Origin of the sequence: Bacillus sp. GBSW19, from assembly GCF_002998655.1 — a bacterium.
Classification (GTDB): domain Bacteria; phylum Bacillota; class Bacilli; order Bacillales; family Bacillaceae; genus Bacillus.
On sequence record NZ_PVRF01000001.1, the window covers coordinates 57,537 to 76,028 of the forward strand.

21 protein-coding genes are annotated in these 18,492 nt (G+C 39.8%); 9 read left to right on the forward strand and 12 right to left on the reverse strand.

Going from position 1 to position 18,492, the window contains the following annotated elements; translation table 11 throughout:
- Positions 1-56 precede the first annotated feature (56 nt).
- Complete coding sequence (locus C6344_RS00370) at positions 57-941, forward strand: GNAT family N-acetyltransferase (RefSeq protein ID WP_060595855.1); 885 nt, start codon at positions 57-59, stop codon at positions 939-941.
- Between the two features lie 35 nt (positions 942-976).
- Here the strand turns inward: C6344_RS00370 and C6344_RS00375 are convergent, their stop codons facing one another.
- Positions 977-1,225 carry a YhdB family protein gene (locus C6344_RS00375; RefSeq protein ID WP_024426598.1) on the reverse strand — a complete coding sequence of 83 codons (249 nt, stop codon included), beginning with the start codon at positions 1,223-1,225 and terminating at the stop codon, positions 977-979.
- Between the two features lie 128 nt (positions 1,226-1,353).
- Here C6344_RS00375 and C6344_RS00380 point away from each other — a divergent pair, with 128 nt between their 5' ends.
- Positions 1,354-1,737 (forward strand): YqzG/YhdC family protein, encoded by a 384-nt coding sequence (locus C6344_RS00380; protein ID WP_106072640.1) that lies wholly within the window; start codon positions 1,354-1,356, stop codon positions 1,735-1,737.
- A gap of 238 nt (positions 1,738-1,975) precedes the next feature.
- Here the strand turns inward: C6344_RS00380 and C6344_RS00385 are convergent, their stop codons facing one another.
- Complete coding sequence (locus C6344_RS00385) at positions 1,976-3,451, reverse strand: catalase (RefSeq protein WP_066031106.1); 1,476 nt, start codon at positions 3,449-3,451, stop codon at positions 1,976-1,978.
- Positions 3,452-3,610: 159 nt separating this feature from the next.
- Positions 3,611-4,042, reverse strand: a complete 432-nt coding sequence (locus tag C6344_RS00390; RefSeq protein ID WP_034663719.1) for an Rrf2 family transcriptional regulator — start codon at positions 4,040-4,042, stop codon at positions 3,611-3,613.
- 184 nt (positions 4,043-4,226) lie between these two features.
- Between C6344_RS00390 and C6344_RS00395 the strand changes: the two genes are divergently transcribed.
- Together C6344_RS00395 and C6344_RS00400 are read left to right on the forward strand one after the other, a co-directional pair.
- Positions 4,227-5,426 carry a globin domain-containing protein gene (locus tag C6344_RS00395; protein WP_106036601.1) on the forward strand — a complete coding sequence of 400 codons (1,200 nt, stop codon included), beginning with the start codon at positions 4,227-4,229 and terminating at the stop codon, positions 5,424-5,426.
- 67 nt (positions 5,427-5,493) lie between these two features.
- Positions 5,494-6,918 carry a SpoVR family protein gene (locus C6344_RS00400; RefSeq protein WP_374955730.1) on the forward strand — a complete coding sequence of 475 codons (1,425 nt, stop codon included), beginning with the start codon at positions 5,494-5,496 and terminating at the stop codon, positions 6,916-6,918.
- Between the two features lie 49 nt (positions 6,919-6,967).
- Here the strand turns inward: C6344_RS00400 and C6344_RS00405 are convergent, their stop codons facing one another.
- The gene (locus C6344_RS00405; RefSeq protein WP_106036602.1) at positions 6,968-8,332 is read right to left on the reverse strand and encodes an alkaline phosphatase; all 1,365 of its coding nucleotides are present in this window, start codon (positions 8,330-8,332) and stop codon (positions 6,968-6,970) included.
- A gap of 353 nt (positions 8,333-8,685) precedes the next feature.
- Between C6344_RS00405 and C6344_RS00410 the strand changes: the two genes are divergently transcribed.
- Positions 8,686-9,519, forward strand: a complete 834-nt coding sequence (locus C6344_RS00410; RefSeq protein WP_106071597.1) for a C40 family peptidase — start codon at positions 8,686-8,688, stop codon at positions 9,517-9,519.
- A gap of 140 nt (positions 9,520-9,659) precedes the next feature.
- Here the strand turns inward: C6344_RS00410 and C6344_RS00415 are convergent, their stop codons facing one another.
- Genes C6344_RS00415 through C6344_RS00425 form a run of 3 tightly spaced genes read right to left on the reverse strand, consistent with a single transcriptional unit; the run spans position 9,660 to position 11,480 of the window.
- The gene (locus tag C6344_RS00415; RefSeq protein ID WP_034663689.1) at positions 9,660-9,950 is read right to left on the reverse strand and encodes a hypothetical protein; all 291 of its coding nucleotides are present in this window, start codon (positions 9,948-9,950) and stop codon (positions 9,660-9,662) included.
- Positions 9,938-10,996: an anti-sigma factor gene (locus C6344_RS00420; RefSeq protein ID WP_034663685.1), complete on the reverse strand. Its 1,059-nt coding sequence runs from the start codon at positions 10,994-10,996 to the stop codon at positions 9,938-9,940. Before C6344_RS00420 ends, C6344_RS00415 begins: the two co-directional genes overlap by 13 nt.
- On the reverse strand, positions 10,989-11,480 hold the full coding sequence (locus tag C6344_RS00425; protein WP_003211938.1) for a sigma-70 family RNA polymerase sigma factor: 492 nt from the start codon (positions 11,478-11,480) through the stop codon (positions 10,989-10,991). Before C6344_RS00425 ends, C6344_RS00420 begins: the two co-directional genes overlap by 8 nt.
- 372 nt (positions 11,481-11,852) lie before the next feature.
- On the opposite strand from C6344_RS00425, the gene C6344_RS00430 reads away from it, so the two are divergent.
- Positions 11,853-12,455 carry a lysophospholipid acyltransferase family protein gene (locus C6344_RS00430; protein ID WP_034663683.1) on the forward strand — a complete coding sequence of 201 codons (603 nt, stop codon included), beginning with the start codon at positions 11,853-11,855 and terminating at the stop codon, positions 12,453-12,455.
- Between the two features lie 39 nt (positions 12,456-12,494).
- On the opposite strand, the gene C6344_RS00435 is transcribed toward C6344_RS00430, so the two are convergent.
- Both C6344_RS00435 and C6344_RS00440 read right to left on the reverse strand, forming a co-directional pair.
- Complete coding sequence (locus tag C6344_RS00435; RefSeq protein WP_012009419.1) at positions 12,495-13,826, reverse strand: hemolysin family protein; 1,332 nt, start codon at positions 13,824-13,826, stop codon at positions 12,495-12,497.
- Positions 13,827-13,884: 58 nt separating this feature from the next.
- Positions 13,885-14,325, reverse strand: a complete 441-nt coding sequence (locus C6344_RS00440; protein ID WP_050945416.1) for a MerR family transcriptional regulator — start codon at positions 14,323-14,325, stop codon at positions 13,885-13,887.
- A gap of 334 nt (positions 14,326-14,659) precedes the next feature.
- Between C6344_RS00440 and C6344_RS00445 the strand changes: the two genes are divergently transcribed.
- Both C6344_RS00445 and C6344_RS00450 read left to right on the forward strand, forming a co-directional pair.
- Positions 14,660-16,042 carry a hemolysin family protein gene (locus C6344_RS00445; RefSeq protein WP_060595863.1) on the forward strand — a complete coding sequence of 461 codons (1,383 nt, stop codon included), beginning with the start codon at positions 14,660-14,662 and terminating at the stop codon, positions 16,040-16,042.
- 89 nt (positions 16,043-16,131) lie between these two features.
- Positions 16,132-16,524, forward strand: coding sequence for a hypothetical protein (locus tag C6344_RS00450; protein ID WP_060595866.1), 393 nt, complete (start codon positions 16,132-16,134; stop codon positions 16,522-16,524).
- Here C6344_RS00450 and crcB (C6344_RS00455) read toward each other — a convergent pair.
- From crcB (C6344_RS00455) to C6344_RS00465, 3 genes are read right to left on the reverse strand one after another with little or no spacing between them, the layout of a single operon-like run.
- Positions 16,521-16,886, reverse strand: coding sequence for a fluoride efflux transporter CrcB (gene crcB, locus C6344_RS00455; RefSeq protein ID WP_060595868.1), 366 nt, complete (start codon positions 16,884-16,886; stop codon positions 16,521-16,523). The two genes, C6344_RS00450 and crcB (C6344_RS00455), sit on opposite strands and share 4 nt — an antisense overlap.
- Positions 16,887-17,282: a fluoride efflux transporter CrcB gene (gene crcB, locus C6344_RS00460; protein WP_060595870.1), complete on the reverse strand. Its 396-nt coding sequence runs from the start codon at positions 17,280-17,282 to the stop codon at positions 16,887-16,889.
- 5 nt (positions 17,283-17,287) lie between these two features.
- On the reverse strand, positions 17,288-18,004 hold the full coding sequence (locus C6344_RS00465) for a glycerophosphodiester phosphodiesterase (protein WP_106071595.1): 717 nt from the start codon (positions 18,002-18,004) through the stop codon (positions 17,288-17,290).
- Between the two features lie 306 nt (positions 18,005-18,310).
- On the opposite strand from C6344_RS00465, the gene C6344_RS00470 reads away from it, so the two are divergent.
- Complete coding sequence (locus C6344_RS00470) at positions 18,311-18,412, forward strand: YhdX family protein (protein ID WP_017360338.1); 102 nt, start codon at positions 18,311-18,313, stop codon at positions 18,410-18,412.
- The last annotated feature ends 80 nt before the right edge of the window (positions 18,413-18,492 follow it).

Genomic DNA, 18,492 nt, shown 5'->3' on the forward strand with positions numbered 1-18,492 from the left:
TGAGGGAGGTGATGAACCGGCTGACTAAAGGTGAATTTAAAAAAGGAGGGAACAAAGTGGAGACATATGAATTAGTGAATGGTTATCGCCATGATGACAAATTGAAAGAAAGCTTTAATGCGTTAGCGATCAATACATTTGATTTGGATTTTAGTGACTGGTATAAAAGAGGGTACTGGGATGAAAAATATATTCCTTATTCCTTTGTCCATCACGGGAAAGTGATCTCAAACGCTTCCGTCTACCTCATGTCCCTGATCATTGATGGCCAAACGTATCGAGCTGTTCAAATTGGCACGGTGATGACGGATCAAGCCTACCGCCATAAAGGATTAGCGACAAAGTTAATGCAGCATATTATGGATACGTACGAAAATGACTATGATATGATTTTTCTTTTTGCCAATGAAACTGTACTGGATTTTTATCCAAGATTCGGCTTTACCCGTTACCACGAAAGCGAATTTAGTCTAAATATCGGCAAAAGCGCCATTCAAATGAAAAAGGACATGCGCAAAAAGCAGCTGACGTTGGAACATGACCTGCCATTACTTGAACAGTTCGCAGAAAAACGTCAAACGGGATCAATGAAATTAGATGCTGAAGACCATGGCAGCTTATTGATGTTTTATTTTACATTCGTTTGGCCGGATGCCATTTTCTATATTGAAGCGTTGGATACCATTGTCCTGATGAATGAAGAAAATGAAACCATACATGTCTTTGATATCATTTCTCTCCAGCCGCAAAATATAGAGGAAGTTGTTGCACATATTGTGAATGAAACGACGGAAAAAGTGATATTCTATTTTACACCTGATACGTCAATTGACGGCTTACATGTGGTTATGGCGCCAAATGACGAGGATGCGCTGTTTATTTATACAAAAAAAGAATGGGTAAAAGACCACTTTATGCTTCCAATCACTGCGCACTGCTAAGTGTATGTAAAAAGGCTGATAATCAGCCTTTTTCTTTATGTGTACATCGGTTGTGAATAAACTTCAGAAGCAGCAGCCTCTGAAGCATGGTCAATGTACTGCAGGAGCCCATATAAACATTTTTCAACATCAGCATCGTTCCGGTTAAATTGATACGCGTGTAAGAAATGCTCAATACGTTTCGAGAGCAAGTCATCTTGCGTACGTACCATAAGAATAAGTAAATTATCCCATTGCGAGCGATGCGTATAATAAAGTGCTTTATCATAATCCGCCACATTCATCAAACCTTCTCCTTTCCCTTGAGAAGTCCTCATTAGTTTGCTCGGAACATATCGACATTTTCAGGGGAAAAGTTGGTGTCCGCATTAATCATGTACCGGGAATTTTAGGCTGAATAAATGCTTCATGTATGAAAAAGGAACGACCAGCAAAACATAAACAAAATATACATGAAAGTGAGATCAATGATATTATGCAGCCGAAATGGTGGATGCCTTTTGCAGCAGGAATGGTTTTGTATGGCATTTTCATGATCCATCCTGCAGCAAATGCAGCGATGCAGCCTGTTGAAAATTGGGAAAGACTTGCGTACACAGCGTTGCAAGAGGAATATGAAGGCGCCGCTTTAAACGATTATCAATATATTGGGCGTACACAAGTAAATGAAGATCAGACAAAAGATGTGTTTCGCGTCACCGTGAAGGAAGGCTCAACGCTTTTCGCCGCACATGCAGAAATCTATTTTCACCCGGTGACCGGTCATTTGATTAGTATTAACGTATTCCGGCTATAAAAAAAGCACCTCTAATAAAGAGGTGCTCCAGCGTGTAGACAAACCCTCGCATTCGGTGTCAGTCCTTGCGTGCCGGTGCTCACGAATGTCAAATTCGCTCCGCACCAGTACTCGTCCTTCCTAGACTGCAAAGGTTTTCTATCACGCTGAAAAGAAGACAAAGGGCCAAAATAAAGCTCATTTTAGCCCTTTGTCAATCTGAAGCACCTCTAATAAAGAGGTGCTCATTACGGATCAATTATTTCATGCTTCCTTGAAGGTATGAGCGAATATCCACACCAAGTGAATCGGCTAATCGTTGTCCGTAGTCTTCGTCTGCACGATAGAAGTTGCAGATCGCAAGTAATTTTGTTTTGTCATTTACATCTTTCAGGTCAGCTGTTAGGTTTTTGATCAATGCTTGCTTCTCTTCTTCAGAGTAGCTTCGATATTTTTCCCCAGCTTGTTTGAAATCGTTCGGTTTTTCAATTTTTTGTCTCACCATACGGTCACCGTGAAGAACTTGCTCACTTTCTTTGTAGTGAGGATTTTCTTTTGGCTGATCATCGTAACGGTTTGGTTCATAGTTAATATGACCGCTTGGACGAGTCGTTGTCATAAAGCCATCCTGCTGATTATTGTGTACTGGTGCATAAGGACAGTTCACCGGAATGCGCATGTAGTTTGCACCAAGACGATGACGCTGCGTATCAGGATATGAGAACAGACGGCCTTGAAGCAGTTTATCTTCTGATGCTTCGATTCCTGGAACAAGTGCACTTGGCGTGAAAGCAGATTGCTCTGTTTCAGCAAAGAAGTTCTCAGGATTGCGGTTGAGTGTCATGCGTCCTACTTTTTGAAGCGGATAATCTTCCTCGCTCCATGTCTTTGTTGGATCACATGGATCATAGTCAAGGTCATCATAATCGCTAAGCGGCATCAGCTGGACATATAAGTCCCATGCTGGGTAATGGCCATTTTCAATGCGGTCATATAAGTCTCTTGTCGCATGCTGGAAATCATTCGCTTGGATTTCTGCTGCTTCTTCCATAGATAAATTGCGAATACCTTCTGAAGGTCTCCAGTGATATTTCACATATTTTGTTTCTCCATATTTGTTGACCCATCTAAATGTATGCACACCAGAACCGCGCATTTCAGCGTAACTCGCAGGGATTCCTTCATCAGAGAAGAGCCATGTGAGCATATGAGTGGATTCAGGTGTTAAGGTCATAAAATCCCAATAACGGTCAGGATCTTGGATATTGGTTACAGGATCTGGCTTGAGAGAGTGAACCATATCAGGGAATTTCAATGCATCACGTATAAAGAAGATCGGCAAGTTGTTACCAACTAGATCATAGTTACCTTCTTCTGTGTAAAATTTGACAGCAAAGCCGCGCGGGTCACGCAATGTTTCAGGTGAACCTTTAGGATGAATAACTGTTGAGAAGCGAACAAAAACGTCTGTCTGTTTTCCTTCTTCACTTAAGAAGTCAGCTTTTGTATGTTTCTCCATGCTATTTTCAACTTCAAACACACCATAAGCGCCGGCGCCTCTTGCATGAACGACACGCTCTGGAATACGTTCACGATCGAAGTGTGCAAGTTTTTCAATCAAATGGTAATCATCAAGAAATGTAGGTCCGCGGTGACCAGCTGTTCTTGAGTTTTGGTTATCGCCAACAGGCACGCCTTGATTCGTTGTCAAATTTTTATGATTTGAATTTGTCATTCTTTTCTCCTCCTGTAAACAAAAAAATGATTTCTAGTAATCTATATACCCTAATTATATTAAATCAAACCTGATAGTCAATATTTATTTATAATAATTTTAAATTAATTATTATTACAAGAAGGTAAAGAAAAAGACGAAAGAAAAGAATTCTTTCGCCTAAAGGAGGAGCTCTCTAAGAGCATCTTTGTTTTGAGTTAAATCTTTTAATGTGTATTGATCAAGAACGCGTAAGTAAGCAGTAAGTGCTTCATGAAGTACATGCTTTAATGAACAAATCGGAGAGATGATACAGCTGTTTTTCTTTGAATCAAAGCATTCAACCATGACTAAATCATCCTCAGTATAACGGACAACTTCTCCAATATTAATGCTTTCTGGGCTTTTCCCAAGCCTAATCCCGCCATTTCTTCCACGGATCGTTTCCACATACCCGCGTTTTCCAAGATGATAAATCACCTTAGTCAGATGATTTTTAGAAATGCCATAAACATCGGCGATCTGCTGAATATTTGACAGTTCATTGTTTTCTCTTGATGCTAAATAAATGAGTACTCTTAATGAGAAATCTGTATAATTCGTTAGTTTCATTTTGACGACCTCTAAACCTGATAGAGTTTTGTATCATCGTAACACATTTTAGACAAAAACTGTTCGAGAAAGTGTTAAATGTGACAACATTTAAAACATGTATTATAAATATTGCTTTTATAAGCTGTCATCCATTACGATAAAGATGTATTTAAAATACACCTTTTTGAAAGAAGGAATGACGATGTTATCTAAAGATCAAATGAATGCCATTAAACAATCAGCCCCTCTATTAAAAGCTGAGGGAACCAAACTTGTGACTGTTTTTTATCAAAATATGATTCGGCAGCACCCAGAACTACTCAATCAATTTAATAAAACAAACCTCATGAACGGAAGTCAGCCAGAGGCGCTTGCTGCGACACTATATCAAGCAGCACTGCACATCGATCGATTAGAAGAATTACTTCCTGCGGTAAAACAGATTGCCCATAAGCATGTCAGTGTGATGGTCAAAAAAGAGCAATATCCAATCGTCGGATATCACCTCATTGAAGCGATGAAAGAAGTGTTTGGTTTAACGGAAAAAGATGACACGCTTTTAGCTTGGAAGGCCGCATATGACATTATTGCAAATATTTTTATCACGATTGAAGCAGAAATGATGGAGGAGAATGTAAAGCAAACTGGCGGATGGGCAGATGTGAAGCCGTTTGTGATTAAGAAAAAGGTACAGGAATCTCCATCGCTGATCTCCTTTTACTTAGTACCAGAAGATGAATCAGAGCTGCCAATGTATGAAGCAGGCCAATATGTTACGGTACAGGCAGATATGCCGGGTGAAGCTTATATGTGCAGCAGACAATATAGCTTATCAGATCAGCATCATCCTTCTTATTACCGCATTACAGTAAAGCGTGATGGTCATGTGTCTACATTTTTGCATGATGAAATGGAAGAAGGGGACGTTCTTCAAGTGAGTATGCCGCAGGGAATGTTCTGTTTGCAAGAAGACACTAAAGAGCCTGTTTATTTTATTAGTGCTGGTTCTGGTGTCACACCAATGATCGGTTTAATGAAAACAGCAGCGCAAAACAGCCAGCCGTTTACAATGATTCATGCAGATCGATTAGAGGATGTAACTGCTTTTGAAAATGAATTTGAAAGCGTTCTAGCTGCAGCTTCTCATGGTCGCATCATCTTATGTAATGAACAATTTGTACAGCCTGGTAAGGGTGAGCTTGTTGAAAAGGCAGCTTCCCGCATTGACCGTCCATTCCTTCAATCAGTGATTGGAGAAGGGAAAGGCCAATTTTATCTATGCGGTTCCCCGGTGTTTACACAGGAGATGATTCATATACTAAAAGAGCTGGGAATTCCAGAACAGAATATTCATTTCGAGTCATTCGGCGGGCAATCCACGAAAGAAATGGAAGTCGTCTAAACGAATGGCGGAACATCATGTTTTTTTAGGTGCGCTCATATAGTAGGGATAAGTCCGATGAGGAGGGATGGTTTCCTTGAGCGTATCTGAAAAACGTCTTTTACAAAGAGCCATTGATGAAATTACAGAAATTGCAGATGGATTTGGTCTAGATTTTTATCCGATGAGGTATGAAATCTGTCCCGCGGAAATTATTTATACGTTCGGTGCATACGGAATGCCAACACGATTCAGCCACTGGAGCTTTGGGAAGCAATTTCATAAAATGAAGCTTCATTATGATTTAGGGTTAAGCAAAATTTATGAGCTGGTCATCAATTCAAATCCTTGCTACGCCTTTCTACTTGATAACAACACGCTTGTTCAAAATAAATTAATTGTGGCTCATGTACTGGCACACTGTGATTTCTTCAAAAATAATTGCCGTTTCCAAAACACAAAACGAGACATGGTAGAAAGCATGTCAGCAGCGGCAGAGCGGATCAAAGAATATGAGCATCTTCATGGAACAAAAGAAGTGGAATCCTTTTTAGACGCCGTATTGGCTCTACAGGAGCATATTGATCCGTCTCTTGTTCGTTCAAAACTAAGCTGGAATATGGACGATGAAGAAGAATGTGAAGATGATAAACCAAAACGTCAGACGCCGTATGATGATTTGTGGGGAATGGATGAGCCGAAGACGCATGAGAAAAAGAAAATCGTCAAGCAATTTCCACCAAAGCCAGAAAAAGATATTTTGCTCTTTATTGAGGCGCACTCCCGGGAGCTAGAGCCGTGGCAGCGGGACGTCCTCACCATGCTGAGGGAGGAAATGCTCTATTTTTGGCCGCAGCTGGAAACAAAGATTATGAATGAAGGCTGGGCATCGTATTGGCATCAGCGGATTATGCGTGAGCTTGATTTAGATTCAAGTGAATCGATTGAGTTTGCCAAATTAAATGCAGGCGTGGTGCAGCCATCTAAAACAGGCATCAATCCTTACTATTTAGGTCTGAAGATTTTTGAAGATATCGAAGAGCGCTATGACAACCCATGTGAAGAATTAAAAAAAGCAGGGGTGACAGAAGGATCGGGCCGCAGCAAAATGTTTGAAGTCAGGGAAATTGAATCAGATATTTCCTTTATTCGAAATTACTTAACAAAAGACCTTGTGATGAGAGAAGATTTGTACTTGTTTCAAAAACAAGGGAGAGACTATAAAGTCATCGATAAAGAATGGAAGGCTGTTCGTGATCAGCTAGTCAGCATGAGGGTCAATGGCGGCTTTCCTTATTTGACCGTGATGGATGGCGACTATTTAAAAAACAATGAACTCTATATTAAACATTGGTATGAAGGCATTGAACTAGATCTGAAATACTTAGAAAAAGTACTCCCTTATTTGCATCAGCTATGGGGAAGAAGTGTGCATATCGAATCAGTTCTTGAAGGAAAAGAAGTCATGTTTTCGTATGATGGAAAAGGGGTTCATAGGAAATATCTCGCTTAAAAAAGACCAAAAAAAGATGTCTCTTAGCAGACATCTTTTTTTGCCCGTTTTATTGGTTTTTCAGCAGTTTGAAAATGTGTTTTGCTTGATCGGTGTTTTCCATCAGACCTTTTAGCTTTTGGCTTGTTGGGCCATATGCAAAGAATGGAACTTCATCACCCGTATGACCTGATGTTGTCCAGCCTGTATGTGATCTCATGTTGATCACTTCTTCAATCGCATCATCAATTTTAACAGCATCCTTTGTTTCAGAAGCCTTTTGAATGGAGGCTATTTCTTCTTTTGTAAATTCAAGATCGATATATTGTTTCAGCGCTGATTCAACAGGCATGCCGCTGACAATTTTGTTTGCAATAAAGTCAGGCGTCTTTTTCGCTGCTTTTACCGGTTTGTAATCCCAGCTGCCCGAGCCGTCTGCTCCGAAGGAAAGTCCGCCAGTTGAATGATCGGCAGTGGTGATGACTAACGTATTTTTATCCTTTTTTGCAAAACGAATGGCTTCTTCAAATGCTTTTTCAAAATCCTTCATTTCACTCATTGCACTGACAATATCATGATCATGTCCAGCCCAGTCAATTTGGCTGCCTTCAACCATAAGGAAAAATCCTTTTTTGTTTTTAGACAGCTGTTTAATGGCTGAGGACGTCATGTCTTGCAGGGAAGGGGTCTTTTTATCACGATCAATCGCTTTATCAAGACCACCGTCAGCAAAAATGCCTAGCACCTTTTGATTTTTGTTTTTTTGTAAGGCATCTTTATTGGTGACATAATCATATCCGGCTTGCTTGAATTCTTTCGTCAAATCACGATCCTTCCGGACAAAATCGACAAGACCTCCGCCAAGCATGACATCGACTGTATGCTGTTTTCCGATTTTTTCATCGAAGAAATCATCAGCGATGGCTGCTGTGTTTTTTCTCGATACATCGTGAGCCGCATACGCAGCAGGAGTGGCATTTGTTAATTCAGAGGTCACGACAAGACCTGTAGATTTTCCCTTCCGTTTTGCTTCTTCTAGAACTGTTTTTAATTTTTTGCCGTTTTTATTTACACCGATCGCATTGTTGTAAGTCTTTTTACCAGTTGCCATAGCTGTACCAGCTGCGGCAGAATCGGTGATATTGCTTTTAGAGTCGTTAGGGTATGTTTTGTGCATGCCAGTGAGGTAAGGGTCAAACGCTGTTTGTTTTGAAAGGTCTCCGTTGTGTTTAAATGAACGGTAAGTTGAAAGATAAGGTGTTCCCATGCCATCCCCGATCAGCACGATCACATTTTGCACGTCATTTTTTGGCTTCTTTTTAGCCTCTGCTTTGTCAGCCTGTCCAAATTCAATCCCTGAAAAAATGCCAATCGATAGCACAGATGCTGCCGCTACTGCAGCGATTTTCGTTTTCGAGCTTTTCAACACACTCATTCATTTTGCCTCCTCATTGTTTATGTATCGCTCTTACGTTTACAATGGTAGAGCAGAATTGTGGATTCCCATTTACAGGATCGTAAAGTTCACTTTAAAATTGTAAAGGTCCACTTTACATAGAATGGACCAAAAAGAGAAATGAATGTATCATTTATCCATGACAAGATGCGTTTATTTTGTCATGATTGTGTAATGAAAATGAAATATAAAGAACCCTAAAAAAAAATAAATTTTGCCGAATTAATAAGCATAATGTCGTAGGAAGTCAAGACTATTTCTTCTGGTATTTGATCCTTATAATAGTAAGTAGATAAAATTCGGATCACGATAGATACATACAGGAGGAACAAATGAAAAAACAATTGATCACAGCTGCAAGTGCAGTTCTACTTGGGACGACATTATTTGCCGGAGCTGCCTCAGCACAATCAGTAAAAGTTCAAAAAGGTGACTCTCTTTCTGTTCTAGCGAAAAAATACAAAACAAGTGTGAGCAAGATTAAATCAGACAATAAGCTGAAATCTAACACGATTTATGTTGGACAAACTTTAAAAGTAAATGGTACTTCCTCAAAAAAAACTACGAAAACATCAAAAACAACAACAAAAGTAAAAGCGGCGTCAGCGACAGCTATTCATAAAGTTGTTAAAGGTGATACATTATCTAAAATCGGCAAAAAGTACGGCATGACTGTAAAAGAGCTGAAATCGTTAAATAAACTCAAAACAAACCTGATCAAAATTGGGCAAAAGCTAAAGGTCAAAAAGACATCTAAAAAAGTGAAGACAACACCTGTTAAAGAAAAAACAGTTTCTGCTTCTTCTTTAAACACGTCTAAGCTTGTAGCAGATGCTAAAGCGCACAATGGCACACCATATAGATGGGGTGGAACGACACCAAAGGGCTTTGATTGCAGCGGGTTTATGTGGTATATCATTAATAAACAAAAAAAGATTTCAAGACAAACAACTGAAGGTTTCTGGGGATCAATGAAAAGCGTATCAACACCAAAGGTTGGCGATTTCGTGTTCTTTACAACATATAAATCGGGTCCATCTCACATGGGTGTCTACATTGGGAACAACAAGTTTATTCATGCTGCTTCTGATGGTGTGACGATCAGTAATATGAATTCAAGCTACTGGAAGCCGATTTACCTTGGAGCGAAAACATTTGTGAACTAATTTATTCTAAGAGACTGCTTATGAAGCAGTCTCTTTTTATTTGCGCTGTAGACTTACCGTTGGGTATATTTAAGAAAATACCAAAAAGCCAGTGCTGCTTGGCGTTAGTCAAGTAACACTGGCTATTCATCTAATGAGATTTAAAAACCTAATTGAAGATCGACATCGATCGATACGATGGTGTAGACACAAACAATAACAAAGATATTCAGTACGACACCGAGGAACCCTGGGCCTGTACGGCCTTTTTTAATGAACAGTTCAATAATGCCAAATGGAACTGCGGCCATTGCAAAAGGAAGCATCTGAAAAGAATAAAATGTCACGTTGCTGATAATGGCGAGGTTCAGCATGAGCAGGGATAATATCGCTGTACCGACGGAAATCCAGCCAAATACATTATGCTCTTTAAAAATTCTTACCAATTCCATAATTCCACCTCGCTCACTTTTGCCGTTTTAATGCGTTTTGTCTTCACAAATTTCTCGATTTCTTTCGAAGGACCTGTGATCACAGAGCCATAAATCGTGACACCATTTTGGTTGATATAGCGTATTCGGTTTGACAGATCCAGTTCAGGTCTGCCAGAGATCGTTTTTGCCCAGGTTGGGTGCTGATCCACATAAGCAAGGGCATCTTTAAATTGATCTACCTCTGTTTTTGATGTGTGCTGAAGCTCTTTTAAGAATTCAGAGTCTTTCCCAGGGAAGCCGATTGGCCGCTGATTCCCGCTTAATGAATCCTCTGTTTTAATCGCATTCCAGAGCACTTTCATATCATATTTTTTAGCAAAGGAATAAACGTCCTTTGGTGTATAAGCTTTGTCATAGGATACATACACTTCACTGACTGTTCCTTCAGGAAGCTTGTCTAAAGTAGTGAGTGTTTGTTTTTTTGATGCATCTGGCTGCGCCGAAGGATGGGTAAAGAAATCCTCCGTATCGCGTGCGCTGTCACCATAATACGAGATGGTAGGCTGCTTTAATTTATCGAAAAACATCTCGATTTGTTCACTGCCAATGGCTTCTGTTTTATTGCCAATTTGTTTTTGCAGCTTCAATTCGGTGTTCATCCCAAAAAGCTTGACCTGGCCTTTTAAATCCTTCATATCAATCGCCACGTTTGGTTTCGTCAAAGCGACGGTGACAGCGGCTGTTTCCATGAAGTGATTCCCTTTGCTCTCTGCTCCGCCCACACCGTAGTATAGATAACTTCCTAATGTACAAAGTGGTAAAATAATGAGTGTCGATATGACAGCAAGCACGGAAATACGTAAATAAGACTTTCTTTTTCCGTATTGTAAGATGGCTTTTTGCTTTTCAGGACTGATGGAAAAATCTGTCCAATCCGAGTCGTTCAGTTCCTGACTTAAGCGTTTTTCGTTTTCTTCAAGTTCTTCTTCAAACGCCATCATTTCTTCCTCGTTCATCTCACCATTATTATATTGTTCCCATCGCTTGTTAAACTCTTCATTCATCATTAACACCTCTGTTGTAAAGTGCTTTTAGGCGCTGCCTTGCACGAAATAAAACACTTTTAAAATTTGCTTCAGTAATATTCATGACCTTGGATGCTTCCTTGTAGTTCAGTTCTTTTAAATAATACAATGTCAACGCTTCCTTGTAGTTATCTGGAAGCTGCTCCAAATACATGTTGAGGACTTCTTTTATTTCAACCTGTTCAGCAGGGCTTTGTACAGACGTTTGTAAAAGGCCGCCAATTAGATCATCCGATATGGTCACTTCTTTTTTATGTTTCCTGACATAATCAATAAAAGCATTTCGTGCCACCTGAAATAACCAAGGTTTCACTTTGCTATGGTCGTAGGAATGAATATGTATATAAGCACGCATAAAGGTTTCCTGCAATAAGTCTTCTGCCAAATGTTTGTCTTTTGTCATGGAGAGCAGAAACCTGTAAACATCGTTCATATACATTTGATAAATTTCATCGATCGTCACTGATTTTTCTCCCCTCTATGTTATACACGCATAAGAAAGGCATAAAGTTGCACGAAACTTCTCAATACCGTACATTACTCATCTCTTTCGCCGAATCAAAATCATTTCTCCTTATCATAGCGAAATTTACGCCATTTATAAAGCATTTTCAATAGAACAAATCAGGAAAAAACCTTAAAAAACGACAAAATTGGACACAATTCCTCTTCTATTCTCTCCTAAAACCATGGACCTGGATACAGAAAGAACGGTGATTCTTAACGAAAAATGATGTGATGGTTTGGCTGTTTCATGAAATTTTTAGTACCAGGTAATAAAAAATTTGTTATAATAGAAACAAATCCTTCATTCTTCAAACAAAGGAAGTGCACTATGTATAAATTTTCAGGCTATACCATCAAAGTATTATTTTCTCTCCGAGGCGGAATCAAAGTATATCAAAAAGAGAATCTGCCAACGGATCGGGGGTTTGTCATTGCATGTACACATGAGGGTTTTGTGGATGTTCTTGCATTAGGCGCAGGGATTCTTCCGTTTGAGATCCACTACATGTCGAAAAAAGAATTGTTTGCAAATAAATGGATCGGTGGATTTTTAAAGAAGATTCATGCCTTTCCAGTTGATCGAGAGAATCCTGGGCCAAGCAGTATTAAAACGCCCATTAAATTATTAAAAGAGGGGAAGATCGTTGGGATTTTTCCAAGCGGAACACGTACAACAGAGGATGTACCTTTAAAAAGAGGTGCGGTCACCATTGCCCAGCTCGGTAAAGCGCCAATCGTTCCAGCAGCGTACAAAGGACCGTCCAATGCGAAAAGTCTTTTCAAAAAGGGGAAAATGCGCTTAATTATCGGTGAACCGATTGAGCAGTCAGAATTTGAGCATCTGCCGCCAAAAGAACGGTTAGGTGCCATGACGGAAGTATTAAACACGAGAATTAAAGAACTTGAAGCTCAATTAATGGAAAAGGCATAAGAAAAACGACCGCTTGCTTTGGCAAGGGTCGTTTTTTTCTTAAGAAGCGCCTTCTTCAGCGGCTTCTGCTAATTGTTCATTTAACTTTTTGACTTCGATATATACCACATGGTGTCCATCGACTTCATTAATGATAAATTCATAGCCTTGTTCACGAATGGTGTCATTTTTCTCAACTTCATATTTCTGTGTAAGGAACCATCCGCCGATCGTATCGACCTCTTCGTTATCAAGCTGCGTACCTAAGAGCAGGTTGACTTGGTCAACTAGAACCTTTCCATCAAAGATGTAATGGTCTTCTCCAAGTTTACGCACTTCGTTGATTTCATCAATATCGAATTCATCACGAATTTCACCGACGATTTCTTCAAGGATGTCTTCTACAGTCACAAGACCTGCTGTACCGCCGTATTCATCTGATAAAATCGCCATGTGTACACGTTCACGCTGCATTTTGAGCAATAAATCATGTACAGGAACTGTTTCAATCACATGAATAATCGGGTTGACAAACTTTTCGATTGTATCACTTGTAGAACACTCACCGCTAATGCAGGCAGTGAGAACCTCTTTAATGTTCAGAACACCAATCATGTTATCTTTATCGCCATCTTCAATTGGATAACGTGTATATTTTTCTACCTTGGTCACCTTCAGCATTTCCTCAATGGTAATATCATGAGGGAAGCTGACAACTTCGGTACGAGGAATCATAATTTCTTTCGCCAGACGGTCATCAAATTCAAAAATTTTATTTACATATTTGAATTCAGACTGGTTAATTTCGCCGCTTTTATAGCTCTCTGATAAAATAATCCGCAATTCTTCTTCAGAGTGCGCCATGTCATGCTCAGAAACTTGCTGAAGACCGAACGCTTTTGTTAACAAACGAGCAGATCCATTTAATACCCAGATAAACGGGAACATCACTTTGTAAAAAATCATGAGCGGTCTAGCAAAAAGAAGAGATACTTGCTCCGCCTTTTGAATGGCGAGTGTTTTTGGTGCAAGTTCTCCAACCACAACGTGTAAAAACGTCATAATACTAAACGCAATAATAAAAGTGACAATAGAACTAGCTGATTGAGGAATGGACAGCTCTACAAATAGTGGAGCAAGCATGTGCGCAATTGTTTCTTCCCCTAACCAACCAATACCAAGGGCGGTAATGGTAATACCGAGCTGACAGGCCGACAGATACTCATCAAGGTGAGTCGTGACATGCTTGACAGCAACTGCTGTTTTATTACCTTCTGCGATTAACTGATCAATTCTTGAGCTTCTTAAGCGAATGATCGCAAACTCTGATGCTACGAAAAATGCGGTTAAAGCTATAAGCAAAGCAACTATAAGTAAATTAACTATGTCCAATTAAGGCCTTCGTTCTGACTTTGAGAACGAAGGTAACACCTCCTGTTTAGTAAAAATTTTAACTTAACAGCAGTAAAAATGATTGGACAGCCGTCATCTTTTCAGGTGTAAGCTGCTCTTTTAATTTTTCACGTTGTTCTGGCTGAAGCTGCTTACAACGTACCAAAATGCGGTCCATATGCTCGTTCATCCGATCGATATCAGAGGTTAAATGGACAAGTTCATCAGGATCTTCCTTTTGAGAAGGGAATTGTTCATCTAATCTGGATTTGATGTCAGAAAGAGCCAATCTCTGCTGTTTGCAAAGAACGATTAATTGTAATCGTTTTAAAGCATGTTCATCGTAATAACGATAATTTGAGCAAGATCTAACAGGCACAAGCAACCCTAGATTTGTATAATAATCTACAGTTCGTTTCGTCACCTGTGCAATCTGTGCTAGTTCACCAATACGATACTTTTTCTCAGCCCCATCTGAACATCTCCTCCTAACCGTCACGTTATAGTTTATGAAAATAGTTTAATATAATTCGAGTCTGAAATACAAGTTAATTGTTCATATTTCCTGCCGATATGAACATTAGAGAGGGATTTCTCAGTCTAGATTGTCCTGTCAAATTTAACATGGTGATACAGGAATTTTCAGATTATTTATGGTAAGATAAAATGAATACCGTTTCATATATATGTAGAGAGGCGGATTTATACGTGAACCGGAGGTGGTTAAGTGGGGCCCTCAATGTAGTCTTATTTAATCAGTTAACCGTTTTGCAAAATATAACATCATCAATCAGGAGGTGACTCCTTGTTCTTCTAAGAAAGAGCAAGGTTAAATGGACGATATTGTTAATCTGAGTATAGTCGGTGTTTTGATTGCTTTAACAGCTTTCTTTGTTGCATCTGAATTTGCCATAGTAAAGGTGAGAAGTTCAAGAATTAATCAGCTTGTTGCCGAAGGGTCCAAAAAGGCCATCGTGGCGAAAAAGGTGACATCAAGGCTAGATGAATATTTGTCAGCCTGTCAGCTCGGTATTACAGTGACATCCCTTGGTTTAGGGTGGATTGGTAAGCCGGCTGTAAAAGAACTTTTGGTTCGAGGTTTTGGTTTGACAAACATTCCTGATTCAGCAATCAGCCTGATCTCAGCAACACTTGCGTTCTCTATTATTACCTTTTTGCATGTAGTCGTCGGTGAGCTTGCACCAAAAACGCTTGCGATTCAAAAGGCGGAAAAAATGACGCTCTGGCTGTCAGGCCCGCTGCATGCATTTTATATCCTGATGTTCCCTTTCATTTATGTGTTAAACGGGTCAGCCCGTGTTCTAACCAAAATGATGGGCATCGATATGGGGTCTGAAAAAGAACATTCCCATTCTGAAGAGGAATTGAAGATTTTATTATCTGAGAGCTTAAAAAATGGGGAAATCAACCCATCAGAATATAATTATATGAACAAAATTTTCGACTTTGATAATCGAATTGCCAGAGAGATCATGGTACCGCGGAGAGAAATTTGTGCCATTCCAGAAGATATGCCGCTAGATGATATCCTCTCCATCATGACGCAGGAAAAGTATACACGCTTTCCCGTGTTTTCAGGGGATAAAGACCATGTCATCGGCATGCTGAACAAAAAGCAGCTCTTTGCAGATCTTGTGTATCAAGGAGAAAAAGATCAACTGAAGATTCAAGATTATATATATCCAGTGATTGAGGTCATTGACACGATTCCTATTCAGGAGCTTCTCGTCAAGATGCAGCGCGATAGAATGCATTTGGCGATTTTAACCGACGAATATGGCGGAACGTCTGGACTTGTCACAACAGAAGATATTTTAGAAGAGATTGTTGGAGATATTCGAGATGAATTCGATGAAGATGAGCAGCCGGTTATTCAAAAAAGAGCCGATCATCATTATGTTTTAGATGGCAAAGTAAGATTAGATGAAGTTCAAGATTTGATCGAAATGTCATATCATGATGAAGAAATTGATACAATAGGCGGGTTAATCTTAAAAGAGAATATTGATATCCGAGAAGGACAATCCATTTATCTTGATGATATTCGGATGAAGGTCTTGGAGATGGATGGACGCTATGTTAAAAAGATCGACCTGAAGAAAGGCGTCATATCATCAGAAAAAGGAAATGCACGCACTGGGCTTGATATAAAAGAGCCGCTGTTAGTAAATGAAATGACCTTGAGCGAAAAATAAGCTCAAGGTTTTTTTAGGTATTTAGTCTCTTTTTACGAATGTTTGTTCGAGTTATAATAAGAACAAATGTTCGATAGAGGGGGATGGACATGCTTTGGTATGAAACAGCAAGTATCACAGAGAAAAAAACCTCAATGAAACGTATTGAGTTTCATTTGAAGAATTTCAAAAATTACCAGGCAGCGATTTTAAATATCGAAAGACAGCTTGAAAAAAGAAGCCCGCATCATCTGGATCACATGACACGGAAGAAGTTAGAAGAGCAAAAAAATCAGTATGAACTCATCGTTGCATGTATTAAAACAGCATTAAAAGAGTTGGATGAAATAGAGCAGCAGCTCATCGATTACAAATATTTTCGAGATTGGCGGATGGCCAAATGTGCGATGGAAATCGGCTACAGTGAAAAAACACTCTTTTTAATGAAGCGCCAGCTCATGGATCAACTGCTCATCAGCTTAGCCGCCATTACCAATATTTAAAAAAGGTGATGTCCTATTTGATAGAACGCAGCAAAGAGACAGAAAGACCCGATGATCGTCATCAATAAGTAGACAGCAAGTTTTCCGATTTGCCGCTGCTCTAGCATGGTCGCAGACTCTACACTAAACGTAGAGAATGTTGTAAAGCCACCGAAAAAACCTGTTCCAATGATCATAAGCAGCGGATGATTGGCAGTCACGGCACCTGTCAGTATACCTAAACCGGCAGCACCTAATAAGTTGATGAGAATAATACTATACGGGAAACGAGCATGAGACTTGGTTTTCTGTATTAATTGGCTAATGAAAAAACGAAGGGCGCTGCCAATCCCGCCGGCAACAGCTGTATATAAAACGATCATTTATCTGCCTCCTCTCTGCTGCTTATTTTGATGAAAGAGCCGCTGAGCAAGCATCAGTCCACATAAGGCAGCGGCTACTCCGGCAATGACTGAGAGCAGGATGTAGATCACACTTGAGGTGAATTGCCCAGTCTGTAATAAAAGAACCGTTTCTTTAGAAAAAGTGGACATTGTCGTAAAACCTCCGCAAAATCCTGTTCCGATCAAAGCGGCAAGATATTTTTTTCCCTTCTGGAACATAAAATATCCTGTTGAAAAACCAAGAAGCAGACTGCCTGTTACGTTTTCGATTAGCGTTGCATAAGGGAATGTTTGGCTGACAATCGATTGGCTTAGTTCATATCTGCAAAGTGTCCCAAGCAGTCCGCCTATAAATACAGCAAGATACGCTTTCATTTACATCATTTCTCCTTTAGAAAAAATGGCGGGTGATCCGTCACCACTCCATCAACGGGATATTTTTTGATCCGATCGGCTGTTTTTTGGTCTTTCACAGTCCATATAAACACATCCATCCCGAATGAGTGGATGCGGTCTATCCACCATCTGTTGATCATCGTTTTCTTCATATTAAGACAATCAGCAAACGAGCTGTATGCAGTTAACTTTCTTTTCGCCAGTTTATATGCAGTAGGCTTTATAATCAAAGCTGTTCGAAGAGAAGGGGCGAAAGCTTTGATTCTTTGAAGTGCATGATCATCAAAAGATTGAATCATGATATGACGAGAATAGGCAAACCGATTGATGATGTCGACAACTGCCTTTTCAATTCCTATCTGCCGTCTTGGGTGTTTGATCTCGATCAATATCCCGATCCGCTGACTGTATCTCTCAAGAACTTCTTGTAATGTTGGAATTCGTTCATTCGTGTACTGCTGGTCAAACCAGCTTCCTGCGTCCAGTTTTTTCAGCTGATCAAGTGTATAGCTTTTGACTAAACCGTTTCCGTTCGTCGTTCGGTCAACTGTATCATCATGGATCACGACTACGTGCTGATCCAATGTGAGCTGTACATCTAATTCAATATAATCTGCACCCTGCTGAACAGCTAAATCAAACGCGGCAATTGTATTTTCTGGGGCAGCACTTGATGACCCTCTATGCGCGATAATATACACATGCTCCAGCTCCCTGACATAAGTTCTGGTCTTATCATATCAAATGCTTTACCGTTTTTCCTTCTTTACTATATGGAGGGAAGAAGAGCTGTATGTAATGGTGAATCGCATTGCTAAGAAAGTATGATGATTCAAATGTGAAAAGTTGCAGGAATATCCCAAGCCATGATTGAGTAAATCTGAAGTACATCAATTTTTCTTCGATCAATTTTGTCCAAATCGTCAGCGTTCGCCAAAATATTAGTGCTTTCGTCATGTTGACTGAAAATTCTGATGTTTTATAATGATGAAAAGGAGGCGAGATGATTGGGTAAAGGGAGAATTAGAGTGGAAGAACGTATTAAGGCCGAAACGGATGCTGAAATGTTTAAAGCGACTCTCCTTGATCAGGCTCAGAAGAAAAAGTAGTTTGCTGCCCGTCGATATGTCTCTAGCCAAAATTTCATAATTGAACATCATGCCTCGGGACTGGTCCCGAGGCTTTTTAT